This is a genomic window from Pseudonocardia endophytica (assembly GCF_004339565.1).
Classification (GTDB): Bacteria; Actinomycetota; Actinomycetes; order Mycobacteriales; family Pseudonocardiaceae; genus Pseudonocardia; species Pseudonocardia endophytica.
The window spans coordinates 2,465,390-2,489,631 of record NZ_SMFZ01000002.1; the positions used below are offsets into that span (position 1 = coordinate 2,465,390).

Here is a 24,242-nt window from a genome sequence, read left to right on the forward strand (position 1 = left end):
TCGGACGGTGGCAGGGCGACCTCTGTCGCTGACCCGGTCGCTGCCCGCGACCGTTCCCGGCGTCCCGTCCATACGGCGTCCCGAGGTGCCCACCCATGTCCGCGTCCACCCCCGCGCGTCCGCGCACGATCCTCGCGATCTGTCTCGCCACCGGCTTCACGACGCTGGTCGACCAGTCCATCCTCACCGTCGCCGTGCCCGCGTTGCGGACCGACCTCGCGGCGTCCGGAAGCGACGTCCAGTGGATCCTCGCGATCTACTCGCTCACGTTCGGCCTGGTGCTGGTCCCTGCGGGACGGCTCGGCGACGCGTGGGGGCGCGGCCGCCTGCTCGTCGGCGGGCTCACGTTGTTCAGCGCGGCGAGCGTGCTCGGCGCCGCCGCCACGGCCCCGTGGGTGCTGATCGTCGCCCGGCTGGTGCAGGGGATCGGTGCCGGCACGGCCAACCCGCAGGTCATCGGCCTCATGCAGGACCATTTCACGGGCCCGGCCCGGGCTCGGGCGCTCGGTGCCTACGCGGCTGTGGCCTCGCTGTCCGGCATGGTGGCTCCGGTCGTCGGCGGACTGCTGCTCGCCGTATCGGGGCCGGACGTCGGCTGGCGCCTGGTGATGGCCGTGAACCTGCCGTTCGGGATCGTGACGTGCGTCGTCGCGGCCCGCAGGCTGCGCCTCGGGAGGGTCGCGCGGGGTGCGCGCGCGGAGCTGGACCCGGTCGGGATCGGGCTGCTGTCAGTGATCACTCTGGCGGTCCTGCTGCCCGTGGTGGGCGGTGCCGCCGCGGCGCCCTGGATCGCGGCCGGGGTGGTCGCGGTCCCCGTGCTCGCGTGGTGGGAACGGCGGCTGGCCCGCCGCGGCGGCGCGCCGGTGCTGCATCCCGCGCTCGTCCGGTCACCGGGGTTCGTGCTGGGCACGGTCGTCGCGATGTGCTGGTTCGGGTCGAGCCTCGGGACCGGCGTGGTGGTGACGCTGGCCCTGCAGGAGGGGCTCGGACTGTCCCCGCTGCTCGCCGGGCTCTGCCTGGTGCCGTCGGCGCTGGCGATGGGGGTGACCTCGACGATCGGGTGGCGGGTCGTCGGGCGGTGGGGCCGGGCGTCGGTGACGACGGCGCTGGGCGTGCTCGCCGGCGTGCTCGCCTGCACTGTCGTCGCGGTGGCGGTCCTGCCACCCGCGGCGCTCGTGTCAGTCCTCGTGGTCTCGCAGTTCCTCACCGGGGCGGCCGGAGGGCTGATCGCCTCGCCGAACCAGGGTCTGACGCTGGCGCTGGCCCCACCCGGGGCACACGGGCTCGCGGCCGGTTTCTTCCAGGTCTCCCAGCGCGTCTCGTCGACGGTCTGCATCGCCGCTTGCACCGGCGTGTTCGTCGCGTCCGCCGGACCGGACGGTTACCGCACGGGGCTCGCGACCGCGCTGGGCATCGCGCTCGTGCTCACCGTCGTGGCTCTCGTCGCGTCGGCGTCCGACCGTCACCCGAGTTCCACTCCCGAGCACCGGGTCGCATGCCGGCCAGCCCGGCCGTGATCAGGCGGTCGGCCCGCACGGAACCCTCCTGCTCCCGGACCCAGGCCGCGGCGTTCATCAGCGTCACGACGTCCTCGACCGGGACGTCCTCGGCCAGCGAACCGGCGGCGCGGGCCTCGGCGACGAGCCGGTCCGTGCGCTCGGCCATGCGCGCGCAGTCGGCGGCCAGGCGGTCGCCCGCCGCGTCCGGCCCGCCGCCCGCCGCGAGATCGGACGCCAGGAACTCGGCCAGGCCGCGGTAGGTGGCGGCGTGCGAGGCGACCGTGCGCACCCAGTCCGCAAGGCCGTCCGGCCGGGTCGCGAACAGGGCGTCGTGACGGTCGGCGAGCAGCGCCCCGACCACGTTCCGGCGGGTCGGGAAGTGCTTGTAGAGCGTGCCGATCGCGACGCCCGCGCGGGCGGCGACCGCGGACAGCGACGCGCCGGTGCCGTCGGCGGCGAACACGGCGTCCGCCGCGACGAGCAGCGCGGCGCGGTTGCGCAGGCCGTCCGAACGAGGCCTGCGTGCGGTCGTGGACAAGGTGAGGGCTCCTCATGTTAGATAAGTCGAGTGATACTCATCTTAAGGAGCGCGACGTGATCGTGGTGATCGGGGCGACGGGTGCGATCGGCGGCGCGCTGGCCCGGCGCCTTGCGGCGGACGGGGTGCCGTTCCGCGCCCTGGTGCGTCGCCCGGACGTGAGCGTGCCCGGCGCCGAGACCGTCGTCGCCGATCTGGACGACCGGTCGTCGTTGCCCGCGGCGTTCGACGGCGCCACCCGGCTGTTCCTCAACGCCGGCGGCGCGGTCCCGGTCGACGGACCCCAGCCGATGATCGCCCAGCAGGAGGCCGCGATCGACGCCGCCGTCGACACCGGGGTGGAGCACGTCGTGAAGATCTCGGTCCTCGGCGTCGCCGACGGCGGGCCGCTCGCCGTCGGGGCGCATGCGCGGATCGAGCGCCATCTGGCCGCGTCCGGGCTCGCGGCGACCGTGCTGCGCCCCAGCGGCTTCCTGCAGAACCTGATCACCGGGGTCGCCGGGTTCACCGCCGACGGGGCCCTCCTCGACCCGTACGCGGGCGGCGCGGTGGGCTACATCGACGCCGAGGACATCGCCGCGTGCGCGCACGCCGTCCTGACCGGCGCCGCCCCTGGCGGCGGCACCCACGAGCTCACCGGGCCGGTGGCGCTGACGCACGCCGACCTGGCCGCAGCGCTGTCGACCGTTCTCGGCAGGCCGGTCGGGGTCAGCTCGCCGGCGCTCGACGAGCTGGAGCCCACGCTGGTCGCGCAGGGCCTGCCGCCATCGTTCGCCCGCGACGTCGCCGCGCTCGCGACGGGTGTCGCCCTCGGCGAGCTGGCCGTCGTGACACCGGAGGTCGAACGCCTGACCGGCCGCCCGCCGCGGTCGGCCGAGACGTTCCTGGCCGCGCACGCCGCCGAGCTGCGGGCGCTGCTCGCCCGGCCGTGACGCGAGAGCCGGAACCGGATACCACCGGTTCCGGCTCCCGTCCCGGCGCGGGACCGACCGCCGGCTCAGTCGTGCGTCGCTCCGGCCGGGCCCGAGTGCCGTGACCAGACGCGGACCACGTCGGTCGTCGTGACGATGCCGACGAGCCTGTCCACGGAGCCGACCAGGACGGCGTCGACGTGTCGCTCGGCCATCCGTGCGGCCGCGGCGGAGAGCCGGGTCCGCTCGCCCAGCACGACCGCCCGGCCCGCGACCTCGTGGACGCGCACGGTCGTCGCGCCGAGCGGGCCGTGCTCGGCAACCATGCCGCGCAACAGGTCCGGTTCCGTGACGAGCCCGACGCACCGGCCGTCGTCGATGACCGGGAGGTGGCGGACCTCGCGGGCGGCCATCGCCTGCAGCGCGGTCCGCACGGGCGCGTCCGGTGTGATCCCGACGAGGTGCGACGTCATGATCGTGCCCAGCGACGGGTCGTCGTCGAGCGTCTCCGGAGGGGCGTCGAGGCGGGCGGCGGGCACGGTCGCGTCCCCGCTCACGTCAGCCACGGGGTGCGCCGGACGAGCCGCGTCGTCGCCCACCAGCGTCCGAGCCCCCACGTGTCGCCGGCGCGAGTGAGTGCGACGACGATCAGCACGAGCGCGTAGACCAGGTGGTAGTCGACGATCGGGTTCGTCGACCCGGTCGGCTCGCCGGCGTTCGTGACCGCGTAGAACGGCAGCTCGGCGAGGTACATCAGCGCCATCATGAGTGCTCCGCTGATCGCCGCGACCCGCAGACCCGCGCCGAGGATCACCGCGACCCCGATCGCCGCGAGTCCGGCCATGAACAGGACGTCCGCCCACCAGGCGCCCGCGATCGCGCGGAACACCGGCGCCAACGGTCCGATGTCGACGTTGCTCAGGAACCCTCGCGTCGGCGAGCCGCCGTGGATCCAGGCGCGTGCCGCCGGTGTGGTGAACCCGAGTCCGAACAGCTTGTCCGCGAACGCCCACAGGAACACGAAGCCGGTCGCGACGCGCAGCAGCGCGAGGGACCGGCCCGCCACGGGGCGGATCGCCGGATCGAGGTCGGGGGTGCGGGTGGCCGATTCGGTTGTCATGGCCTCTCCTCGGTGGGGGATTCCAGACTCGCGTCGGCGCCATGGTGCGGTCAGGGGGCGAACGCCCCGGAGGGGCGGGACCATCGGCCCGGGTCGCCTCCGACCGCGGTCGACGTTCGTGTTGCCGTCGGTGCCGCCGACGTGACCCGGCGCAGGTCCACGTGACGGTGGTGCGTCAGGAGGCGGAGGCGGGGCACCGGCAGCCTCGCCGGGCCGGTGATCGCCTGTCGACCGGCGTTCAGCGGAACGCGTCGACGAGCGCGTCGCGGCAGCCGCCGACGGCGCCGGCGGGCAGGAGCAGGCGGACCGGGACGGTCAGCGACGGGGCGAACGGCCGGGCCACCGTGCCGCACGACGTCCGGTCCACACCGGACGGGTGCACGACGGTCCAGTCCGCCCCGCCCGCGCTGATCTCCAGCGCTGCGTCCTCCACCGAGACGACGTCCCGCCCGCGCCGCGGCACGAGACCGACCTCGGCGCACCGCGCCAGGACCGCGTCGTGCAGCGTCGGGTCCGACCGGCGGGGCGGGAGCCGAAGCCGCAGATCGGCCAGAGCGTGGACGTCCACGACGGACGTCGAGGCGGCGGGGTGCGCGTGGGGCAGCAGCGCCACGACCTCGTCGTCGCCGACACCGACGGCCGTCGTCCCGTCCACGGACGTGTCCTCGCGGACGAGCGCGGTGTCGAGCGCCCCGGTCGCGACGGCCGCCGCGTGCGCGCGGGCGCTGCCCTCGACGAGCACCACCTCCACGTCCGGGGACAGCGCGCGCACGGCGGTCAGGCCGCGGCCCAGCCGCTCGGCCAGGCCGGGAGTCGTGCCGATCCGCACGGCGCCCTCCCGTCCCTTCAGGAGGGCGTCGGCCACATCGCGCACCCGGTCGACGCCGGCCAGCGCGGCCCGCGCCTCGCCCAGCAACCGCCGCCCGGCCGCGGTCAGCACGACCCGGTGCGGGGACCGGTCGAGCAGCCGCACGCCGAGCTCGCGCTCGAGGCGCCCGAGCTGCTGGCTCACCGCTGGTTGGACCGTGCCGAGCCGGGCCGCGGCGCGCCCGAAGTGCAGCTCCTCGGCGACCGTCACGAACGCGCGCAGCTGGCGCAGCTCCATCGCACCTCCTCGTGTGACCGGGCACGATCACGAACGATGATCGCGCGCAGCGCGGTCGGCCGTTGCCGGCGCGGGCGGTCCGCGCTGCGCTGGGGGACATGAGAATCGGGCTGAGCATCGCAGGCGGCAGACCGCTGCCGGACGTCCTGACCGCGATCGAGGACGCGGGCGCCGCCGGGTACGCGCACGTGTGGCCGAACGAGACCGGCAGCTGGGACCCGCTGACCGTGCTGTCCGCGCTCGGCGGCCGCGCACCGGACGTCGAGCTGGGGACGGCCGTCGTCGCGACGTTCCCGCGCCACCCGCTCGCCCTGGCCGCGCAGGTGCTGACGACGCAGGCCGCCACCGGCGGGCGGCTGACGCTCGGGCTCGGGACCAGCCACCCGTGGGTGGTCGAGAGCCGCTACGGGCTGCGGTGGGACCGCCCGGCCGACCGCGTGCGGGAGTTCCTCGACGTGCTGACGCCCGCCCTGCGCGGGGAGGACGTCGACGTCGCAGGGACGACCGTGGGAGCACGGGGCGGTGTGGACGCCCCCGGCGTGGAGCCTCCACCGGTGCTGCTGGCCGCTCATGGCCCGCGGATGCTCGCGCTGGCCGGTGAGCGGACCGCCGGCGTGATCACGCTGTGGGCGCGCCCGGAGTACGTCGCGGACTTCGTGGTGCCGGGCGTCGACGCGGGCCGCGCGGTCGGGAGCCCGCCCGCGCGGATCGTCGTCGGGCTCAACGCTGCCGTCACGGCCGACCCGGACACGTTGCTGGCCGACGCCGCGGAGCACTTCGCGCTCGGCTCGACGATGCCGAGCTACCGCGGCACGCTCGACCGCCAGGGCGCGGGCGGCATCGAGGACATGATCGTCGCCGGGGACGAGGAGACGGTCGTGGCCCAGGTGCGGCGCCATGCCGACGCCGGTGTCACCGATCTCATCCTGTTCCCGACCGGCTCGCCCGCCGAACGGGAGCGCACGGTCGCCCTGTTCGGCGGCCTCGTGCCGGCTACCCGGCCGCACGTCCGCCGTCCTGCGGGCCCCACCGTGTCGTCGTGACCTCGCGGTCGTCGTGACCTCGCGCTGCACGAGCGGGAGCGTCGACCCGTCCGGGCGGGTGTCAACGGGTGCGGTGCGGGACACGCGCTTGCGCGCCGGGACGTGCCGGGCACAGGATCGAGGGGTGAGGGGCGGAATCCGGCTGGTGGGTCGTCGCCATCTCGACCTGGCCCTGATCCCGGTCACGACGGTCACCCACGACCACGCCGACCGGGTCGGGTCCTACCGCCTGCTCGCCGACGCAAGGTGACCGAGGTGCACGAGCGTGCGCTCCCGCTCGGCCGTGGTGCCGACGAGGCTGACGTTGACGTCGGTGGCGCCGGCCTCGGCGTAGCGGCGGAGCCCGTCGGCGACGGCGTCCTCGTCGCCTGCGACGACGATGTCGCCGGGCGTGGCGAACCCGTCGCGTTCCAGGGTGGCCGCGTACGACGGGAGCCGTGCGTACGGCGCGTGGCTGGTGGCGACGGCGTGGCGCACCCGCCGCGGGTCGTCGGTGACGGCCACCGGCAGCCCGACGACGACGCGCGGCCGCGGCCGCCCGGCGGCGTCGGCGGCCCGGGTCAGGTGCGGCACGACGTGCTCGCCGATCGTGCGCGGACCGGACAGGAACGTGATCGTCCCGTCGCCGCGCTCGCCCGCCAGCCGGAGCATCACCGGTCCGAGAGCCCCGAACAGCACCGGCACGCGCGGTCCGGCGCCGGGCACCGCCGTCGACGCGGCGTCCGAGCCGGTACCGCTCGACCCGGGAACCGCGCGGCAGTCGAGGATCGGGAGCAGCACGTCGAGGTGCTCGCGCAGTGCCGCGACCGGCCGCTCGAACGGGATCCCGTAGACCTCGAGCAGGCCGGGGTGGCTCACACCGAGTCCGAGCGCGAGTCGCCCGTGCGACGCGGCGTGGGCGGTCAGCGCCTGCGCGGCCAGCACCCGCGGGTGGCGGGGCTGGACGACGACGACCGACGCGCCCAGCTCGACACGCCCCGTCTCGCGGGCCAGCGCCGCGATGACGGTCAGCGTGTCGAACCCGTACCCCTGCGGGAGCCACACGGTGTCCACACCGGACGCCTCGGCGGCGCGGGCGCGGTTCGCCAGCTCGTCGACCACGTTGCCCACCGGGTCCGGCAACTCGGCCGCGACGTTCACTCCGATACCGATCATGCGACCAGGCTGGGCGGAGTGCTCGGCCGGAACCAGGAGCCCGACGGTGACAGGATCCGACGCCCGGCGCCGCGAGCTCGGGCGCTGTCTGCGCGCCTATCGTGACCTGGTCCGGCCCGCCGAGGTCGGTCTGCCGGCGACCGGGCGGCGTCGCGCGCCGGGGCTGCGGCGCGAGGAGGTCGCGATGCTCGCCGGCGTCGGGGTCACCTGGTACACGTGGCTCGAGCAGGGCCGGGTGATGGCGTCCGGCCACGTCGTCGACGCGGTCGGACGGGTGCTCGGGATCGACGGTGCCGGCCGGGAGCACCTGCGGGCGCTGTCCCGACCGGCGGGCCTCGACCCGTTCGCGTCCGGTCCGGAGTCGTTGCGCCCGTTGCTGGGCAGCTGGCCGTCGGATCCGGCCGTGCTGCTCGACGCGCGGATGGACGTGGTGGCGGCGAACGCGGCGTGGACCGACGCGTTCGGCCCGCCGGCCGAGCACGTCATGGCGACCGTGGTCTCGGTCCGGCCGCTCGACGACGTGCTGCCCCTCGTGCACGCCCTCGCGCGCCGCTTCCGGATGGTCGGCGACCACCTGCCCGGTGACGAGCGGCTGACCCGTGTGCGGGAAGGCCTCCGGCGCGTCGCGCCGGGCCTCGGGCCGCTCTGGGACTGTCGCGGCGTCGGCGCGTTCGGAGGACCGGAGGCCGACGTGGCCGGGACGCGCCGCCGCGCCTACCTCCTCGGGGACACCGGGACACCCGCGCCCGCCGCCCCCGCGGTCCTGGTCCTGCTCCCGGCCTGAGCGCGCGCCGACCGCACGTCGCAGTGCGTGGCGTGACGCCACGGGCCCTGCCCGCGCCCCGCTCGGCCGGTCATCCGAGCCCTGCCCGCCGGCGGTGGTCGTCGATCCGGGCCATGTGCTGCTCGGCCCACTCCCGCAACGCCGAGAGCGGAACCTCCAGGGAGGCACCGAGTTCGGTGAGCCGGTAGTGCACGCGTGGCGGGACGGTGTCCTCGACGCGGCGGGCGACCAGACCGTCGGCGACCAGGGTCTGCAACGTCGTGGACAGCATCTTCTGCGAGACGCCCGGCATCCGGCGCCGCAGCTCCGTGAACCGCAGCTCGCCGCCGTCGGAGAGCGACTTCACCGCCATCGACGTCCACTTCGTGCCGAGCCGGTCGAGCAGGCGGCGGGTCGGACAGGCCGGGGAGAACAGGTCCCCCCTCCTGGAGCCGGTCACCCCGGGGTCACCACCTGTCGTCGACGTGCCGTCTTCCGCGTCCATGGGCGATGAGTTTAGGTGATGTGGTCACCAGAAGTGACCGAGCAGAGGGGTGCGTCCATGCGGAGCGTCGCGGTGAACGGCGTCGAGCTCGCGGTCGACACGGCGGGACGGGGCTCGACGGTGGTGCTCGTGCACGGCTTCCCGCACACCGGTCTGGTGTGGACAGACGTGCGGGACCGTCTCCGCGAGGACCACCGCGTCGTCGTGCCCGACCTGCGGGGGTTCGGATCGAGCACGCGCACGGCCGAGGGGCTGGACGCCGGCACGCTGTCCCGCGACCTGGAGGAGCTGATCGAGACCCTGGACGCCGCGCCGGTCGTCGTCGTGGCGATCGACGCGGGTGTGCCGCCCGCGTTCCTGCTCGGGATGCGTCGCCCGGACCTCGTCGCGCGGCTCGTGCTGATCGAGTCGACGCTGGGGCCGCTGCCCGGCGCCGAGGCGTTCGGTGCGAACGGGCCGCCGTGGTGGTTCGGCTTCCACCAGGTGCCCGGCCTCGCCGAGCGGGTGCTGCGCGGGCACGAGGAGGAGTACGTCGCCTGGTTCCTCGACCAGGGCACGCGCGGGCGAGGCGTGCGACCGGACCTGCGTGCCGCGATGGCGCAGGCCTTCGCGCACCCGGACGCCCTGCGGTGTGCGCTCGGCGTCTACCGGGCGTTGCCGGAGAGCGGACGTCAGATCGCCCGGGCGGCGGCCGGCGCCCGGCTGTCGGTGCCCACGACGGCGGTCGGCGCCGCGCCGGTCGGCCGCGCGCTGGAGGAGCAACTGCGCGGCGTCGCCGACCACCTCGACGGGCACCTCATCGAGGACTGCGGTCACATCGTGCCGCTCGACCGGCCGGGCGAGCTCGTCGGGCTCATCCGGTCCGCGGGACGGTGACCGGCGACGGGCGGGAGCCGCACGGCAGGCGGTAGCGGCTCGGGGTCCGGTCGCGCCCGGAAGGACTGGATCATCAGCGCGGCGAGCCTGCGGGACGCGGCGACCCTCGTCGTGGGCGGGGCGACGCGCACGCCCTCGTTCGCCATCAGCGCCAGCACGACGTCGGAGACGACGAGGTCCGCGCGCAGGTCACCAGCCTCCTTCGCCCGTCCGACGAGCCGCAGCAGCAGGCGGAACGCCCGTTCCCGGTCGCCTGCGGCGTGGTCGACCACCACCGCGGGCGGGGGCGTCGACGCGGCGGGGCCTGCCGACCGGTCGAGGGCGCGCGCCTCCATCAGCCTCTCCACCACCAGGGCGAAGCCCTCCCACGCGTCGTCGGTGGCCAGCCCGTCCGCGACGATCCTCGAGCAGACCGGCATTCGCCCGGCCGCGGCGAACAGCGCGTCCCGGCCCGAGAAGTGCCGGTAGACAGTCGCGGTGCCGACCTCCGCGCGCCGGGCGATCTCGCGGACCGTGACGGCGGTGTCCCCGGTGGCGACGGCGACCCTGGTGACCGCGAGGATCCGGTTCCGGTTGTCACGGGCGTCCGAACGCTGCGGGTGTCCCACTTGGACCGTCCCCCTTCTCGTTTCGGGCGTGGCCGCCCCGCGTCGACCTAGCGTCGGTGGGCATGAGAGCCGTCCAGTTCGAGGAGTACGGGCCACCGGACGTCCTGCACGTCGCGGACGTCGCCGAGCCGCACGCGGGACCGGGCGAGGTCCGGGTCGCCGTGCGGGCGTCCGGGGTGGCGGCGGGGGAGACCCTGATCCGGGCCGGAGCCGTGCGCGAGACGGTCCCGGTGACGTTTCCGTTCCGCACCGGGTTCGACGCCGCCGGCGTGGTCGACGAGGTCGGCGACGGCGTGACCGGTACGGGTGTCGGCGACGAGGTCTTCGGCGTCGTCGCGGCGGCCACGCGCGGCGCCAACGCCGACCGCGCCGTGCTGGTCGCATGGGCCCCGAAGCCGACCGCCTGGAGCTGGGCGGAGGCGGGCGGCGCGGCGGGCTCCGTCGAGACCTCGACCCGCGTCCTCGACCGGCTCGGCATCGGTGCCGGGCAGACCCTGGTGGTCCAGGGCGCGGCCGGTGGTGTGGGCACGGTCGCCGTCCAGCTCGCGGCCGCCCGCGGAGCCACGGTCATCGGCACCGCGAGCCCACACAACCACGACCTGCTGCGCTCGCTCGGCGCCGAGCCGACGACGTACGGCCCGGGCCTGGTCGAGCGGGTCCGCGCGCTGGCGTCGTCCGGGGTGGATGCGGTGTTCGACTGCGCGCGCGGAGCCCTCCCGGACCTGATCGCCCTCGCTGGCGACCCGTCGCGGGTGGTCACCATCGCCGACTTCGACGCCGCCGCCCACGGCGTGCACTTCTCGCTCAGCGCCCCTGGCGTCACGGTCGGGACGGCCGACCCACCGGCACTGCACGGCCTGGACAACGCGGTCGGTCTCGCCGACGACGGTCGGCTGCGGGTCCCGGTCGCGGCGGCGTTCGAGCTGGAACGGGCTGCTGCCGCGCACGAGCTGAGCGAGACCCGCCACGCCACCGGCAAGATCGTGTTCGTGCACTGACCGGACCCGGTTCGCCCGCGGCGTCACCTACCCGCGGGCGGCGGCGGCCGGCAGCGGGGCCGGCGTCCAGTCGTTGACGAACTCGAGTCCGCTGCGCTTGAACAGCTGCGTCACCGGGCAGCGGCGCTCGGTCTCGGAGACGAGCCGCGCGAACGCCTCGGGGGCGGCGTCCGTCTCGACGGTCGCGCGGACCTCGACCCGATCGAAGTTCGCGTTGCCGTCGGCGCCGCCGACGAGGACGTCGGTGTCCAGGTCACCGCGGACGTCGAACGTCCAGGCGCCGAGCGTGATGCCGAGGTCCTTCGCGACGAGGCTCGCGGTCACCTGGTTGCACGAGGTCAGCGAGCCGAGGGCGTAGAACAGCGGGCTCGGTGCGGAGTCGGCGCCTCCGAACGCGGGGTAGGCGTCGGCGTGGAAGACGTGTCCGGCGTCGCCTTCTGCGGTGAGCGTCTGGGCAACGCCGGTGCCCTCGCCGTGGACGGCGAAGGGGACGACGCTGGGCTTGGGGGACAGTGCCATGGGTGAGCTCCGGGGGAGAGGTCGGGCAAGGGCGGGAGGGCGCGCCTCACCGACAGCTCTGGGCCGTCACCCTCCGCAGGTCGACGTGACGACGACGCGTCAGCATTCGGCTGCGGGGCATGGGTCGAGCCTTGCCGGGTGGTGACCGGCTGTCAATGGGGTGTGGTGCGGTCGCAAGCCTCTCACCTGCTGGAACAACTCCACCCGTTGACCGGACAGCCGCGCCGCCGTGGATGCTCGTCGCATCCATGCTGCGTGCCGACGGGCAGGGCGTTGTCCGGCGGGTGCCGCGCGGCCGAGGCTCACCACGTCTCCCACCGCAGCACCTCGTCGACAGGTACCCGGGGCGCCGGTCGGAACGTCGTGCCGACGGTGTGGGCGACCGGGATGAGAGCCGCCTGCATGACCGACTCGTAGGGGATCCCGAGGAGCGCGGCGACATCGCGCTCGACCGGCATGGTGCCGGTCGTCCACACCGTGCCCAGCCCGTGCAGCCGCGCGGCAAGGGCGAAGCTCCAGACCGCAGGCAGGATCGAGCCCCACTTCCCGGCCTGGCGGTCGGCACCGAGCCCGTCGGTGCGGCCCTCGATGCACGGGACGACCAGCGCAGGCACGCGGTGCAGGTTCTCGCGCAGGTGGTCCAGCCCGCTCCACACCCGCTCCATCGACGCCGTTCCCGCGCGACGCAGGTCCTCGGCCGACATCGGGCTGTCGCCCTGCCCGATCCCCCTTCGCCACAGGTCGGCGAGCGCCGCTCGGCGTTCCCGGTCGGTGACCACGACGAACGACCAGCCCTGGCTGTTGCGCCCGGTCGGTGCCTGCAGTGCGATCTCGACGCAACGGCGCAGCAGGCCCGGTTCGACCGGGCGGTCCAGGTCGAGGCGCCATCGCACCGACCTGGTCGTCGTGAGCAGTTCCTCCGGGGTGAGCGTCTCGGGCATCCGTCTCCTCCGTCGCGGCCGTCCCGGTCAGCATCCCCGTCCGGGTGCCGCGTGGTGGCGTCCTTACTCCGGCGGTATCGCTGTCTACCGTTCCCGGCATGGAGATCCGGCAGTTGCGGTACGCGGTAGCGGTTGCGGAGCACGGCCATTTCGGACGGGCCGCCGCGGCACTCGGGATCGCGCAGCCGCCGCTGTCGCGCCAGATCGCCGCGCTGGAGTCCGAGCTCGACGTCCGGTTGTTCGAGCGCGGGGCCCGGGGCGCGGTTCCGACGGCGGCCGGAGCCGTGTTCGTCGACCACGCCCGGCAGATGATCGAGAGGCTGGGCGCCGGGGTGGAGGACACACGGCGGGCAGCGCGCGGCGAGTCCGGACGGCTGCGGATCGGGTTCATCGGCGCGGCGCTGGTCGCGCTGCTGCCGTCGTTGCTGGCCCGGCACCGACGGGTGCACCCTGCCGTCGAGCTCGAGATGACCGAGCTCTCCAGCGCACGGGCCACGGCGGCGCTGCACGCCGGGGAGCTCGACGTCGCGGTCGTGCGGGGAGCGCCGCGCGGCCGGGGCGCCGACCACCTGGTGTCGGTGCCGGTGGCCACCGACCGCCTCGTCGTGGCCTGCCGCCCCGGACACCCGCTGGACGGGCAGACCCGGATCACCGTCGACCGGCTCCGCGGCTACCCGCTGATCGCGGCGTCGAGCAGCGAGGAACCCGCGACCACGGACAGGCTGCATGAGCTGCTCGACGCCCCGGACAGAGTCACGCCGGTCACCCGCGCCCGCGACGTGCACACGATCCTCGGCCTCGCGGCGTGCGGCGTCGGCGTCGGGCTGTTGCCGTCGTGCGTGCGGGTGCTGCGACGGCCCGACGTCCGCATCCTGGACGTCGACCCGCCGCTCGAGCTGCCGGATCTCTGCTTCGTGTTCCGGCGCGACGATCGCTCGCCGGTGCTGCGGGCGTTCCTGGACGTCACCGCGGAGCACTGCCCCGGCACCGGGGCGCAGCTCGCTGCCCTCGGCGTCGTGGACCCGTCGGTGGCGGCCCCGGTTCGTGCTTGACGAAGGGACTGGACCCGGCTCGTCGAACACGTTCCTTCGTCGGTTCCCGGAGGCCGCCGGGCCGACTTGCGGATCGTGTGAACCACGGCATAGCACGGGCGGGGAATATCGAGGTGGCGTCCGTGGGACCGGCCTCGCCGGTGCCGCCGGGTATTGACATCGCAGCTCACGTGCGACGTACGGTCTCCGTGAACCATCAAGAGCGGCCGAGAGACCTGGCTCGTCGAAGCCGCAGCAGTCGTGCGTCGTCCACCGGTGCGCGGTGCTACAGCCAGGACCGATGGGAGTCACGGTGCGGGCAGCTTGCGCTCAGGACGCACTGTCGGCCGCCATGCGGCCGGACCGAACGAAGCGTCGGCACGTTGACCTGTGCCGCACGCAGGCCGCGCTGAGTCGCTGAACCGTCCTCCGACAGGTCCCACCGAAGAACCTCGACGCCACCGGCGCGGGTGACGACGTCACCGGCGGCCGGTGAGGACGGACGACTCGTGAGCGTCATGCGCTCCATCACCATCGAGACCCTGACCGGACGGTGCGCAGCACGGACGATGTCATGACCGGCGCCTTGTTCCTCGCACTCGACGTCGACGGGGACGGCGCCCATCCGGCGGCCTGGCGGCACGCGGGCCGGCCTCCGGGCTCGGTGCTCGGCGGAGCTGCCCTGCGGGCGGTGACGGCGGACGCCGAGAACGCCGGCTTCGCCCTGGTGACCTTCGCAGACTCGCCGGTGCCGCCGAGCTGCGGGCCGGACGCGGCGGGCCGGATCGAGGCGGGCACCAGGGCGGCGTTCGCCTCGACGATCACCGATCGGATCGGGCTCGCGCCGACGCTGCACGTCACGACGACCGAGCCGTTCCACCTCGCGACCCAGCTCGCGAGCCTGGACCACGCCTCCCACGGCCGGGCGGCGTGGGTCGTCGGCGCGGCGAACGGCGCGGTGGAACGGCAGACGATCGGGGCCGACCCGCTGCCCGCCGACGTGTTGCGGCGCGAGATCACCGACGTGATCGACGTGGCGCGGTCGCTGTGGGACTCGTGGGAGGACGACGCCGTGGTCAAGGACGTCGCCACCGGTCGCTACCTCGATCCGGCGAAGGTGCACCACGTCGACTTCACCGGGGCGGCGTTCACCGTGAAGGGCCCGTTGATCACGCCGCGGCCGCCGCAGGGACAGGTGGTCGTGATCGCGCACGACGACACCGGTGTCACGGATCGGGCCGACGTCGTGCTGGTCACGGGTACCGACGTCGCGTCGGTAGGGACCGAGGCGGCACGGGTGCGGCGTGCCGGTGCTGACCTGGTGGTCGCCGACGTCGACGTCGTTCTGGACGCGGACATCCCGGCGTCTACGCGTCTCGCCGATCTGGACGCCGCGACCCCGTGGCCGCACACCGGGCGGATCCGCCACGTCGGCCCGCCCGCCGAGCTGGTCGCGCTGCTGCGCGAGCTGGCAGGCGTCGTCGACGGCGTCCGGCTGCATCCGGCCGTGCTCGCGTCGGACCTCCCGGTCCTCGCCGAACGGGTCCTGCCGGAGCTCGCGTCGGCCGGGCTGCTCCTGACACCCCGTGCCGGCGACACCCTGCGCACGACGCTGGGCCTGCCCCGGCCCGCCAACCGGTTCGCCACGACGGCGGCGAGGGAGACACGATGAGTCCCGATCCCGCACCGCAGGTACACCTGGGTGTCTTCCTCACCGGCGTCGGACCTCAGCTGATCTGGTCCGACCCGGCGTCCGCCCCGCACACCGCCATCGAGACGTTCGTCGAGGTCGCGCAGCTGCTCGAGCGCGGACTGTTCGACGCGTTCTTCCTCGGCGAGGGTCTGCGGGTGCGGGAGAACCGCGGACGGCCCTACGACCTCGACGTCGCCGGGCGACCGGACGCGATCACGCAGCTGTCGGCGCTCGCCGCGGTGACCGAGCGGATCGGTCTCGTCGCGACCCAGAACACGACCTACAACTTCCCGGCCGACCTGGCCCGCCGGCTGGCGAGCCTGGACCTGCTCTCCGATGGCCGGGCCGGCTGGAACGTCGTCACCACCGACAACGCCTGGACGGGGGAGAACTTCCGGCACGGTGGCTGGCTCGACCACGAGCGGCGCTACGAGCGCGCCGGCCAGTTCGTCGAGGCGGCGACGGCGCTCTGGTCCTCGTGGGCGCCCGACGCGGTCAGCGGGTCGCCGGAGGCGACGAGCTGGGCCCGGCCCGGAGCCGTCGACGTCGTCGAGCGGCACACCGATCTCGTCGACCTTCGCGCGACGGCCACGGTGCCGGGCAGCAGGCAGGGCCGTCCGGTCCTGTTCCAGGCCGGGGACTCCGACGGAGGTCGCGAGCTCGCCGCCCGCCACGCCGACGTCGTGTTCTCGGCCAACACCGAGTACGACAAGGCGGTCGCCTACGCCGACGACCTGCGCGCCCGGCTGGCCCGGCACGGCCGGTCCCCGGACTCGCTGCGCATCCTGCCCGGGGCAGGAGTCGTCCTGGGCGACACCCCGGCCGAGGCGCAGGAGAAGGCGCGGTGGGTGCGCGGCGAGCAGATGTCCGGTCCGCGCGCGATCGCGTTCTTCGAGCAGTACTGGGGGGCCGACCTGTCGGCCTACGACCCGAACGGGCCGCTGCCGGACATCGAGCCGTCCGCCGAGGAGCTGGACCCCTCCCGCGGCACGCTGGCGATCGACCGGCGCACCGGCAAGCTCGCCACCATCGCGGCGTGGCGGGCCCGCGCCGAGGCGGAGAACCTGTCGATCCTCGAGCTGGCTCGCGAGGTCTCTCCGGAGCGCAAGCCGTTCGTCGGGACGCCCTCGCAGGTCGCCGACGAGTGGGCGCGATACGTGCGCACCCGCGCCGTCGACGGGTTCAACCTGCTCCCGCACCTGATCCCGACCTCGCTGCACGAGGTGGTCGAGCGCCTGGTGCCGGAGCTGCAGGATCGCGGCGTGTACCGCACCGGCTACGACGGGACGACCCTGCGGGAGCACCTGGCGCTCCCACCACTGATCGCAGCGGCGGCGACCGGACCCGCCGGCCGGGCGCCAGGGCGGGCCGACGGCGTCGACATCCACGACGTCCCGGCGGCCGCGCGATGACCCCGCCGCTGTCGGTGCTCGACCTCTCCCCGGTGCCCGCCGGCGGCACGACGGGAGACGGGCTGCGCGACTCGATCGACCTCGCCCAGGTCGCCGAACGGGCCGGGTACGCGCGTTACTGGGTCGCCGAGCACCACCTCAACCCCGGCGTCGCGTCGTCGTCGACGCCGGTGCTGGTCGCGCTGATCGCCGCGGCGACCGAGCGGATCCGGGTCGGTTCGGGCGCGGTGCAGATGCCGAACACGCCACCGTTGTCGGTCGCCGAGCAGTTCGGGACGGTCGGTGCGGTCCACCCCGGCCGGGTCGACGTCGGCCTCGGGCGCTTCGACCTGCACCGGTTGCTGCGACTGGTCGAGAACGGCGGGGTGCTGCCGGGCGCGGCGTCCGGGCCCGACGCACCGGCACCGGAGTCACGCGTGGTGGACGGGCTGCTGATCCCGTCGCCCGGCCGGTTCACCGGTGACCTGTCGTTGTTCGGCACGTTCGCGAGGCTCCTCGGGTTCAGCCCCGAGGACACGCCGCCGGACTACCGCGCCCAGGTCCTCGAGGTGCTGTCCTACTTCGACGGCTCGTCGCGGCGCCCGGACGGGCGGCCCCTGGAGGTCAGCCCTGCTGCGGGTGCCGACGTCGAGGTGTTCGTCCTCGGTTCCACGCCCGGCACGAGCGCACAGGTGGCGGCGGAGATGGGTCTGCCGTTCGCGGCGAGCTACCACACCGCGCCGCACTCGGTGCTGGACACCGTCGCGGCGTACCGGGCGGCGTTCCGGCCGGGGCGACGCGAGCGGCCGTACGTCATCGTGTCCGCGGACGTGGTGGTGGCCGAGGACGACGAGCGCGCCGCCGAGCTCGCGGCGCCGTACGGGCAGTGGGTGCTCGACATCCGCTCCGGTCGCGAGGCCCACCCCTACGTGACGCCCGCCGAGGCGCGGGCACGGGAGTGGACGGCCGAGGAGCGGGTCGCCGTCGCGGACCGGGTGGAGACGCAGATCGTCGGTGGCCCGGTGACCGTGGTGGAGAAGCTCGCGACGCTGGCCCGTGTCACGGGCGCCGACGAGCTGCTGGTCACCACGATCTGCACCGAGCACGCCGATCGTGTCCGCAGCTACGAGCTGCTGGCCAAGGAATGGGGAGCACAGAGCTGATGGCGCGGGACGGGATCTTCCTGGCCTACAACCTGCGGACCTACGGCAACCTGCCCGAAGCCTGGCTCTCGCCGCGGCTGCACAGGTTCTCGCTGTTCGACCCCGCCTACTGGGCGGAGTTCGCGCAGCTCGCGGAGAAGGGCCTGTTCGACGCCGTGTTCACCGGCGACGGCTCGCAGATCACCGACCCGACCACGGCTGTCGCCGACGGTCTGGACCGGTTCACCGCCTGGACCGCAGCAATCGAGGCGACCGAGCATCTCGGCTTCATCCTCACCGCGTCGACCACCTACAACGACCCGTTCAGGCTCGCCGAGCGGCTGCTCTCGCTGGACGTGCTCACCGGCGGGCGACTCGCGTGGAACCTGGTGACGTCGCACTCCGGAGAGGCGGCGGCCAACTTCGGCCTCCCCGCGCATCCGGAGCGCGACACCCGCTACGCCAGGGCCGGGGAGTTCGTCGACATCGTCACGGCGCTGTGGGCGAGTGCCGCGGGCGGCCCACCGGTCGACCACGACAGCAAGCAGTTCGTCGTGCACGGCAGGCTGTCGGTGCCCCCGTCGCGGCAGGGACGTCCGCCGATCATCCGGGCGAGCACGTCCGAGGCGGGGCGGGACCTGGCCGGCGAGTACGCCAACGGGGTGTTCGCCGCCGACCTGACCCGCTCCGGGGCGATCGCCAACCGGGCCGCGATGCGCTCCGACGCCCGCCGGTTCGGGCGGCCGGAGGAGGACCTGAGCTACCTGTCCGGGCTGCGGCTCGTGCTCGGCAGCACCCAGGCCGAGGCGGAGGCCAAGGTCGGCGACATCTACGGCTCGCCCGGCCGGACCGCCGACCAGGTGGCCTGGCTCGGGAAGCTGATCGACTTCGACGTCTCCACCCTAGACCCGCACCGGCCCCTGCCGCCCGAGCTCCTGGCCGAGACGCGTCTCGCCGAACTGCCCGCGCCCGCGACGGGGAGCCTCGGGTTCCGCGCGTCGGTGCTCGGCTTCCTGCGGGAGAACGCGGACCTGCCGCTGGATCAGCTGTTGGTGCGGAGCCGGTTCGTCGGAGCGGGGCACGCGACGTTCGTCGGCACACCCGAGCAGCTGGCCGAACGGCTCGAAGACCGCTACCGCGCCGGTGCGGCGGACGGGTTCGTGTTCGCGCCGGACCTGACGCTCGACACGCTCGAGGTCCTCGTCGACGAGCTCGTGCCCGCCCTGCAGCGCAAGGGCATCTACAAGCGCGAGTACACGTCGGACACCTTCGCCGGGCATCTGCGGCTCCCGCCGTTCCCCGCGGCGGGCGAGCTGCGTTTCGACACCGATGCCGCACGACGGGCACGGGTCCGGGCGAGCGTCGTCGCCGACCGGGCCGACCCGCGGTCGGAGACCCCGTCCGCGGCGGCTCCCGTGGGCGCCGCCGCACCGCTGACGGCGGACTCGCTCCGGGAGCGGGCCGAGCAGCGGCCGCTGTCGTTCGTCGCATTGTCCGAGCCCGCACTGCGGGAGGCGGTCGCCGACCCGGACCGGCTGCCCACCACGCCGGACGGATACCTGCTCGGGCTCGACCGCGCGGCCGTTCCGGCGCCGGGCCACGAGGTCGCGCTCGACCCGACGACGGCCGCGGCCGTGCTGGGTCTGCGGATCCCCGGGACGACGTTCCTCCCGGTCGTCGGGATCGAGCGGGAGCATCCGTGGAACCTGGCGCGGACCGTGTCCAGCCTGGAGCACTGGCTGCGCGGCCGGACCGGAGTCGTGCTGAGCACCCACGACCGGTTCGGCGCCGCGGGCCGCGCCGGTGCCGGGGCGTGGGATCCCGGCCCGTTCGCCGATCCCGTTCCGGCCGGCGTGGCGACGACCTCGGAGGCAGCCGAGATCGTCCGTGCCCTGGGGGACTCGTACCCGAACTCCGCACTGGTCGTCGACCGCGAGCGCCGGGTCTACGCGACGGGGGAGGGGATCGCGCCGATCGACCACGCAGGCGCCTACCGCATCGCCGGCCCTGGCGCCGTCGCCTCCTCGTTCCACGGCCGGCCGCTGATCGCCCAGGTGGTGCAGGACCCGGCCGACCTCGTCGACGCACCCGAGGCGCTCGACCTCGCGTTCGTCGAGTCCGCGCAGGTCCCGGCGCTGGTGGACGTCTTGGGGCGGCTGCCAGCGCATCTGGTGTTCCTCGTCGCCGGCCCCGACGACCCGGTCACACGGCGTGCCGTTGCCGATCATGCACGGATCCTCGGGAGCGTCCGGACGGTCCGGTCCCTGGCAGAGCTGGACTGACTGGGAGGATGGGCCTGCTGGCTCGTCGGTGGTGAATCAGGAGTGGCGGGGTGACCGGGCGACGAGGAGCTGGTGCCCGGTGTCGCCCTCGTCGTAGTGCGGGCGGGACCTCGTCGTCACTGCGGTAGGCGAGCGACACCGATCATGGGGCGGACCGGACGCGGACGGCGTCAGCGGAGGGCGGCCGCGGAAACGGATGGCGCTGGCGTGACGTCGCAGATCGAGGTGGCGGCCGGAGCGGAGATCGGACGTTTGCGCGGCGGCACACGCGAACGGGGATCCGATCACGCGACGACAGTGACAGCCTCGCGCGGGTCGTTCACCCATCGGATCCGGCGTCAGGCGGCGATCTTGGTGACGAACCGCTGATAATGCGGGTCGAGCCGGCCGGGCCCGCATTCGAGGGCATCCCGGTGCGCCCACCAGCGGGCTTCGGTGAACTCGGTCCGGTCGATCGTGACGGGCATACCGCGGGTGCCCGCGGTGACGAACCAGAGGCTGACGTCGGTGTGTCGGTCGCCGGTGCCGACGGTCCGGGTGACCGTCAGGAAGGACGGCCGCGGCGGGTCGTGGACGAACCCGGCGTCGATGCCGAGCTCCTCGCGGGCCTCGCGGTCGGCGGTGGCGGCGGGATGCTCGTCCGGTTCGACGTGGCCGCCCGGCGGGAGCCAGAGACCGGACTTGACGTGGTCGACGAGCAGGCTGCTGTGGTCGGCGTGGTCAACCACAGCGATGTACGAGACGAGATGACGCGACGGGGTCGCCGGCTTCACGCGCCGGAACACGTCCTCGGTGCCCTCCAGCCAGCGCAGTGTGTCCCGCCGGTGCTCGGCCTCGAGCTCGTCGGCGGGGTCGATGCTACGGACCAGCTCGTGGACGACGGCGACGGTGGGGCGCACGGGCAGAACGTCTCACGACCCACCGACGATCCCGTCGGGCGTGGTCCTCACACCGTGCCGGCGCCGTCGAGGAGGCCCGCGAGCCGGTCGCGCAGCGCGGCCACGTCGGCCAGGTGCCGGTCGAGAGTCGCGAGCCGGGCGCGGGTGACGGCGATCGCGGTGGCGCAGCGCGGGGTGACAGGCCGGTCGGTGAGCGTCTCGGGGACGGGCCGGTCGAGGAGCTCGGTGAAGGCGGCCAGGTCGCCCAGCGTGAACCCGGTGGCCTGCAGAATCGTGATGGTCGTGATGCGGCGCAGCTCCGGCTCGCCGTAGTCCCGGTATCCGGCGGCGGTGCGCGACGGGTCGAGCAGGCCGTGCTCTTCGTACCAGCGCAGCGCCCGCGGGGTGGTGCCGGTCGCGCGGGCGGCCTCAGCGATGCGCATCGTCCAAGTAGACCACCACCGTGCCGCGGGTACGGCCGGCGAACAGGTCCAGGATGCCGTCGACGGCGGCCTGCAACGGCTCGTCGCCGACGGCCTCGGCACGGTGCACGGGTAGGTGGAAACGCCCCTCTGCGAGCCAGGTCGCGAGCCGGTCCGGCCAGGCCGCGACCAGCTCCGGGTGGTCGGCAGGGACGAACCCGGCCAGTGTCAGCCGGCTGCCGATCACGACGGACGGGTCGAGATGCAGCCCGCGGTCGCCGTCGCCGAACTGGGAGGCCAGGGACCCGCACAGGGCGATCCGCGCCCGGGGGCGCGTCAGCGCGACCGCCGTCTCCAGCTGGGTACCACCGACGGTGTCGAAGACCGCGTCGAGTCCGTCCGGAACCTCCGCGGCCAGCGAGACACCCAGGTCGGAGACGCGGTGGTCCAGCACCCGGTCGTACCCGAGGACGGTCTCGGCCCACGCGGCCTTGTCGGCGCCGCCCGCGGTGCCGATCACCCGGGAGGCACCCAGCAGGCGCGCTACCTGCCCGGCCAGGCTGCCCACCGATCCGGCCGCGCCGGTCACCAGCACAGTGTCACCGGCCCGTACCCCGGCGGCGGCGCGCATGCCGACATCGGCGACCGGCCCGGGCAGCAGGTGCGCCACCGGGTCCGGCAGTGTCGCGGTGTCGAGCGGCGCGAAGCCGGCCGCGGGTCCCCACGCCAGGTCCCGCCATCCGGACCGGTGCCGGACCCACTGCCCCGCGCGCAGGTCCGGGACCGTCGAGTCCACGACCCGCCCGACCGCCGGTCCGAACAGCGCGTCACCGACCGGATAGGCGGGTAGCGGAGCGGCGCTTCCAAGGATCAGGCCGCGCATCACCGCCCCCAGTGCCAGGTGGGTGTTGCGGACCAACACCTGCCCGTCGGCGAGCGGCGGGACCGGCACCCGAGCCACGGTGAAGTCGTCGCGGGACGGGTCGACCGAAGGGCGGCGGGTCAGCCGGACCTGGTGCGAGACGGGGTGGGACGCGGTGTGGGTGGTCACGGCCGGGACGCTAGGCCTTGACGTGCACGTCAAGGTCAAGTCTGCCCGGGCTCGGGTACGACGGTTCCCTGGTGGAAGACCACGCGCCACGGCCCACCGTCGCGGCGACGCCACACCGAGCTGCGCAGCGCGGTCCGGCCGGGACGCCGGGTGCGGTAGGTGAGCAGCACGACGTCGTCGGCGAGGCGGGTCGCGACGATCCGGTCGGTCTCCGGCGGCGGCGCCTCCTCGACGGCCATCATGTCCAGGACGGACTCGTGGTCCCACGTCCGTCCGGACGCGCCGAACTCGTGGAAGTCCGGATCCAGGAGCTGCGATGCGGCCGCCCTGGAGCGCCGCACGGCCGGGTCCTGCAGGCGCAGCTCGCGGTCGACGACGTCGTGCAGGTCGGGGTCGTCGGTCATCGGCCGATCGTCGGCCGGGCACCGCGGGTCACGCCATCGGGTTTCTTCCGGCCCGCCGACGTGATCTCCTCGGCGTGGTCGCGGATCCAGTCCAGCATCGGCTGCAGGGCCGCCGATGCGCCACGGCCGAGGTCGGTCAGCGAGTAGGTCACCTCCGGCGGGCTCGCCGCCGTCACGACGCGGTCGAGCAGGCCGTCGCCGGTCAGAACCCGCAGGGTGTGGGACAGCATCTTGTCGCTGATGCCGTCCACCTCGGCCCGCAGCTCGTGGTAGCGGTGCGCGCGGCTCCGCAGGACGCCGAGCACGAGCACCGCCCAGCGGCCGGTGAGGTGGTCGAGAACCTCCCGGGCGGGGCAGTCGGCATGACGTGCGTCACTCACGTGGACCGTCGCCTCCCTCCTTCCGGCGGGCTCACCGTCCGGTGAGCCGCTCACCCGGCGGTGAGCGCGTTCCGGAACCGTCGCGCTCTCCGTAGGTTAGCGACCAGGTCGCAGGGTCGGGGAGGGTGTGATGGGCACGGTTCTGGTGACGGGTGGCGGTCGCGGCATCGGCGCGGCGGTCGTCCGGGACCTCGGTGCCCGCGGGCACCACGTGATCGTCAACTACCGGCGCGACGGCCCCGCCGCCGACGCCGTCGTCGACGAGGTGCGGCGCGCGGGTGGTGGCGCGGAGGCGGTGCGTGCCGACGTCACCGATCCGGACGAGGTCGCGGAGATGCTGGCGCTCGTCGTGCAGCGCCGGGGCGGCGTCGACGCGCTCGTTGTCAACGCGAACACCGCGCCGCCGCCGTTCGCGCCACTCACGTCGCTCGGCTGGGACGCGTTCGCCTCCAAGATCACCGGCGAGCTCGCAGGCGCGTTCCACGTGACGCAGCAGGTCCTGCCGCTGATGCGGGCCCGGGGGCAGGGGCGGATCGTCTACGTGGGCAGCACCGCCGCGGACTACGTGGGCGGCGGGCGCCTCGCACACGGGACGGCGAAGGCGGCGCTGGCCACGTTCGCCCGGCACGTCGCGGCCGAGAGTGCCCGGGACGGAATTACGGTGCTGACCGTCGCGCCGGGAGCGGTGCGCGGCCCGGCCACGGAAGCGCTCCCGGCGGACCGCCATGCGGAGCTCGACGACGCGTCGGTCCTGGGCCGCATGGTCGAGCCGCGCGACGTCGCCGCGGCCGTCGCCGTGCTGCTCGGCCCCGAGCTGCGTATCGCGACCGGCTCGACGGTGCGCCTCGACGCCGGTTGGTCGGTGCTCGTCGGCGGGCCGAGCGCGGTCTGACGCCGCATGTCCGGATCGAGAGTGCCGGAGTGGTCCGCGTCGCCTTGACACCGCGTCCGACTGCCGACGTACGGTCGCGATCGGACCCCGACGTG

At 74.5% G+C, this 24,242-nt stretch carries 27 protein-coding genes and 1 riboswitch; of the genes, 13 read left to right on the forward strand and 14 right to left on the reverse strand.

The features are described 5' to 3' along the window. Positions 1 to 95: 95 nt before the first annotated feature. Positions 96 to 1,517, forward strand: a complete 1,422-nt coding sequence (locus EV378_RS30405) for an MFS transporter (protein ID WP_132430796.1) — start codon at positions 96 to 98, stop codon at positions 1,515 to 1,517. On the opposite strand, the gene EV378_RS30410 is transcribed toward EV378_RS30405, so the two are convergent. Then, positions 1,426 to 2,037: a TetR/AcrR family transcriptional regulator gene (locus tag EV378_RS30410; protein ID WP_132430797.1), complete on the reverse strand. Its 612-nt coding sequence runs from the start codon at positions 2,035 to 2,037 to the stop codon at positions 1,426 to 1,428. The two genes, EV378_RS30405 and EV378_RS30410, sit on opposite strands and share 92 nt — an antisense overlap. Before the next feature lie 56 nt (positions 2,038 to 2,093). Here EV378_RS30410 and EV378_RS30415 point away from each other — a divergent pair, with 56 nt between their 5' ends. After that, the gene (locus tag EV378_RS30415; protein WP_207908905.1) at positions 2,094 to 2,969 is read left to right on the forward strand and encodes an NmrA family NAD(P)-binding protein; all 876 of its coding nucleotides are present in this window, start codon (positions 2,094 to 2,096) and stop codon (positions 2,967 to 2,969) included. A 65-nt stretch (positions 2,970 to 3,034) separates the two neighbouring features. Here EV378_RS30415 and EV378_RS30420 read toward each other — a convergent pair whose 3' ends face one another. The 3 genes from EV378_RS30420 to EV378_RS30430 form a co-directional block, all read right to left on the reverse strand. Beyond that, a complete protein-coding gene (locus tag EV378_RS30420) occupies positions 3,035 to 3,505 on the reverse strand; it encodes a CBS domain-containing protein (protein WP_132430798.1) in 471 nt (156 codons plus the stop codon). Beyond that, positions 3,502 to 4,068, reverse strand: coding sequence for a DoxX family membrane protein (locus EV378_RS30425; RefSeq protein WP_132430799.1), 567 nt, complete (start codon positions 4,066 to 4,068; stop codon positions 3,502 to 3,504). The genes EV378_RS30420 and EV378_RS30425 overlap by 4 nt, the downstream gene beginning before the upstream one ends. Positions 4,069 to 4,306: 238 nt before the next feature. Further along, complete coding sequence (locus EV378_RS30430; protein ID WP_132430800.1) at positions 4,307 to 5,173, reverse strand: LysR family transcriptional regulator; 867 nt, start codon at positions 5,171 to 5,173, stop codon at positions 4,307 to 4,309. Positions 5,174 to 5,271: 98 nt separating this feature from the next. On the opposite strand from EV378_RS30430, the gene EV378_RS30435 reads away from it, so the two are divergent. Both EV378_RS30435 and EV378_RS36835 read left to right on the forward strand, forming a co-directional pair. Then, complete coding sequence (locus EV378_RS30435) at positions 5,272 to 6,216, forward strand: TIGR03564 family F420-dependent LLM class oxidoreductase (RefSeq protein WP_132430801.1); 945 nt, start codon at positions 5,272 to 5,274, stop codon at positions 6,214 to 6,216. A 124-nt stretch (positions 6,217 to 6,340) separates the two neighbouring features. Next, positions 6,341 to 6,466: a hypothetical protein gene (locus tag EV378_RS36835; RefSeq protein WP_279389671.1), complete on the forward strand. Its 126-nt coding sequence runs from the start codon at positions 6,341 to 6,343 to the stop codon at positions 6,464 to 6,466. Here EV378_RS36835 and EV378_RS30440 read toward each other — a convergent pair. Further along, positions 6,439 to 7,407: a TIGR03564 family F420-dependent LLM class oxidoreductase gene (locus EV378_RS30440; RefSeq protein ID WP_279389689.1), complete on the reverse strand. Its 969-nt coding sequence runs from the start codon at positions 7,405 to 7,407 to the stop codon at positions 6,439 to 6,441. The two genes, EV378_RS36835 and EV378_RS30440, sit on opposite strands and share 28 nt — an antisense overlap. Positions 7,408 to 7,417: 10 nt before the next feature. Here EV378_RS30440 and EV378_RS30445 point away from each other — a divergent pair, with 10 nt between their 5' ends. Next, on the forward strand, positions 7,418 to 8,155 hold the full coding sequence (locus EV378_RS30445) for a helix-turn-helix domain-containing protein (protein WP_165922560.1): 738 nt from the start codon (positions 7,418 to 7,420) through the stop codon (positions 8,153 to 8,155). 70 nt (positions 8,156 to 8,225) lie between these two features. Here the strand turns inward: EV378_RS30445 and EV378_RS30450 are convergent, their stop codons facing one another. Next, complete coding sequence (locus EV378_RS30450) at positions 8,226 to 8,639, reverse strand: winged helix-turn-helix transcriptional regulator (RefSeq protein WP_132430804.1); 414 nt, start codon at positions 8,637 to 8,639, stop codon at positions 8,226 to 8,228. 57 nt (positions 8,640 to 8,696) lie between these two features. On the opposite strand from EV378_RS30450, the gene EV378_RS30455 reads away from it, so the two are divergent. Beyond that, on the forward strand, positions 8,697 to 9,515 hold the full coding sequence (locus tag EV378_RS30455) for an alpha/beta fold hydrolase (protein ID WP_207908906.1): 819 nt from the start codon (positions 8,697 to 8,699) through the stop codon (positions 9,513 to 9,515). Here the strand turns inward: EV378_RS30455 and EV378_RS30460 are convergent. Then, complete coding sequence (locus EV378_RS30460) at positions 9,452 to 10,123, reverse strand: TetR/AcrR family transcriptional regulator (RefSeq protein ID WP_132430806.1); 672 nt, start codon at positions 10,121 to 10,123, stop codon at positions 9,452 to 9,454. The two genes, EV378_RS30455 and EV378_RS30460, sit on opposite strands and share 64 nt — an antisense overlap. Before the next feature lie 62 nt (positions 10,124 to 10,185). Between EV378_RS30460 and EV378_RS30465 the strand changes: the two genes are divergently transcribed. Continuing rightward, positions 10,186 to 11,121: an NADP-dependent oxidoreductase gene (locus EV378_RS30465; protein WP_132430807.1), complete on the forward strand. Its 936-nt coding sequence runs from the start codon at positions 10,186 to 10,188 to the stop codon at positions 11,119 to 11,121. 27 nt (positions 11,122 to 11,148) lie between these two features. Here EV378_RS30465 and EV378_RS30470 read toward each other — a convergent pair whose 3' ends face one another. Further along, on the reverse strand, positions 11,149 to 11,640 hold the full coding sequence (locus EV378_RS30470) for an OsmC family protein (RefSeq protein WP_132430808.1): 492 nt from the start codon (positions 11,638 to 11,640) through the stop codon (positions 11,149 to 11,151). Between the two features lie 302 nt (positions 11,641 to 11,942). Next, positions 11,943 to 12,581, reverse strand: a complete 639-nt coding sequence (locus EV378_RS30475; protein WP_132430809.1) for a nitroreductase family protein — start codon at positions 12,579 to 12,581, stop codon at positions 11,943 to 11,945. A gap of 98 nt (positions 12,582 to 12,679) precedes the next feature. Here EV378_RS30475 and EV378_RS30480 point away from each other — a divergent pair, with 98 nt between their 5' ends. From EV378_RS30480 to EV378_RS30500, 5 genes are all read left to right on the forward strand, one after another. Continuing rightward, positions 12,680 to 13,633 (forward strand): LysR family transcriptional regulator, encoded by a 954-nt coding sequence (locus EV378_RS30480; protein WP_132430810.1) that lies wholly within the window; start codon positions 12,680 to 12,682, stop codon positions 13,631 to 13,633. A 190-nt stretch (positions 13,634 to 13,823) separates the two neighbouring features. Next, positions 13,824 to 13,920: riboswitch (SAM riboswitch) on the forward strand. Positions 13,921 to 14,186: 266 nt separating this feature from the next. Next, a complete protein-coding gene (locus tag EV378_RS30485; protein WP_132430811.1) occupies positions 14,187 to 15,284 on the forward strand; it encodes an LLM class flavin-dependent oxidoreductase in 1,098 nt (365 codons plus the stop codon). Then, on the forward strand, positions 15,281 to 16,717 hold the full coding sequence (locus EV378_RS30490) for an NtaA/DmoA family FMN-dependent monooxygenase (protein ID WP_132430812.1): 1,437 nt from the start codon (positions 15,281 to 15,283) through the stop codon (positions 16,715 to 16,717). Before EV378_RS30485 ends, EV378_RS30490 begins: the two co-directional genes overlap by 4 nt. Beyond that, entirely contained in the window at positions 16,714 to 17,859 is a 1,146-nt protein-coding gene (locus EV378_RS30495) for an LLM class flavin-dependent oxidoreductase (RefSeq protein ID WP_132430813.1), read from the forward strand. The genes EV378_RS30490 and EV378_RS30495 overlap by 4 nt, the downstream gene beginning before the upstream one ends. Beyond that, positions 17,841 to 20,120, forward strand: coding sequence for an LLM class flavin-dependent oxidoreductase (locus EV378_RS30500; protein WP_132430814.1), 2,280 nt, complete (start codon positions 17,841 to 17,843; stop codon positions 20,118 to 20,120). Before EV378_RS30495 ends, EV378_RS30500 begins: the two co-directional genes overlap by 19 nt. A gap of 338 nt (positions 20,121 to 20,458) precedes the next feature. On the opposite strand, the gene EV378_RS30505 is transcribed toward EV378_RS30500, so the two are convergent. Genes EV378_RS30505 through EV378_RS30525 form a run of 5 tightly spaced genes read right to left on the reverse strand, consistent with a single transcriptional unit; the run spans position 20,459 to position 23,255 of the window. Further along, complete coding sequence (locus EV378_RS30505) at positions 20,459 to 21,019, reverse strand: NUDIX hydrolase (protein ID WP_132430815.1); 561 nt, start codon at positions 21,017 to 21,019, stop codon at positions 20,459 to 20,461. Positions 21,020 to 21,066: 47 nt separating this feature from the next. Then, positions 21,067 to 21,441, reverse strand: coding sequence for a MerR family transcriptional regulator (locus EV378_RS30510; protein WP_132430816.1), 375 nt, complete (start codon positions 21,439 to 21,441; stop codon positions 21,067 to 21,069). Then, on the reverse strand, positions 21,428 to 22,471 hold the full coding sequence (locus EV378_RS36840) for an MDR family NADP-dependent oxidoreductase (RefSeq protein WP_207908907.1): 1,044 nt from the start codon (positions 22,469 to 22,471) through the stop codon (positions 21,428 to 21,430). The genes EV378_RS30510 and EV378_RS36840 overlap by 14 nt, the downstream gene beginning before the upstream one ends. A gap of 35 nt (positions 22,472 to 22,506) precedes the next feature. Then, a complete protein-coding gene (locus EV378_RS30520) occupies positions 22,507 to 22,875 on the reverse strand; it encodes a nuclear transport factor 2 family protein (protein WP_132430818.1) in 369 nt (122 codons plus the stop codon). After that, positions 22,872 to 23,255 (reverse strand): winged helix-turn-helix transcriptional regulator, encoded by a 384-nt coding sequence (locus EV378_RS30525; RefSeq protein WP_132430819.1) that lies wholly within the window; start codon positions 23,253 to 23,255, stop codon positions 22,872 to 22,874. Before EV378_RS30525 ends, EV378_RS30520 begins: the two co-directional genes overlap by 4 nt. Positions 23,256 to 23,385: 130 nt before the next feature. On the opposite strand from EV378_RS30525, the gene EV378_RS30530 reads away from it, so the two are divergent. Further along, positions 23,386 to 24,147 carry an SDR family oxidoreductase gene (locus EV378_RS30530; protein WP_132430820.1) on the forward strand — a complete coding sequence of 254 codons (762 nt, stop codon included), beginning with the start codon at positions 23,386 to 23,388 and terminating at the stop codon, positions 24,145 to 24,147. The last annotated feature ends 95 nt before the right edge of the window (positions 24,148 to 24,242 follow it).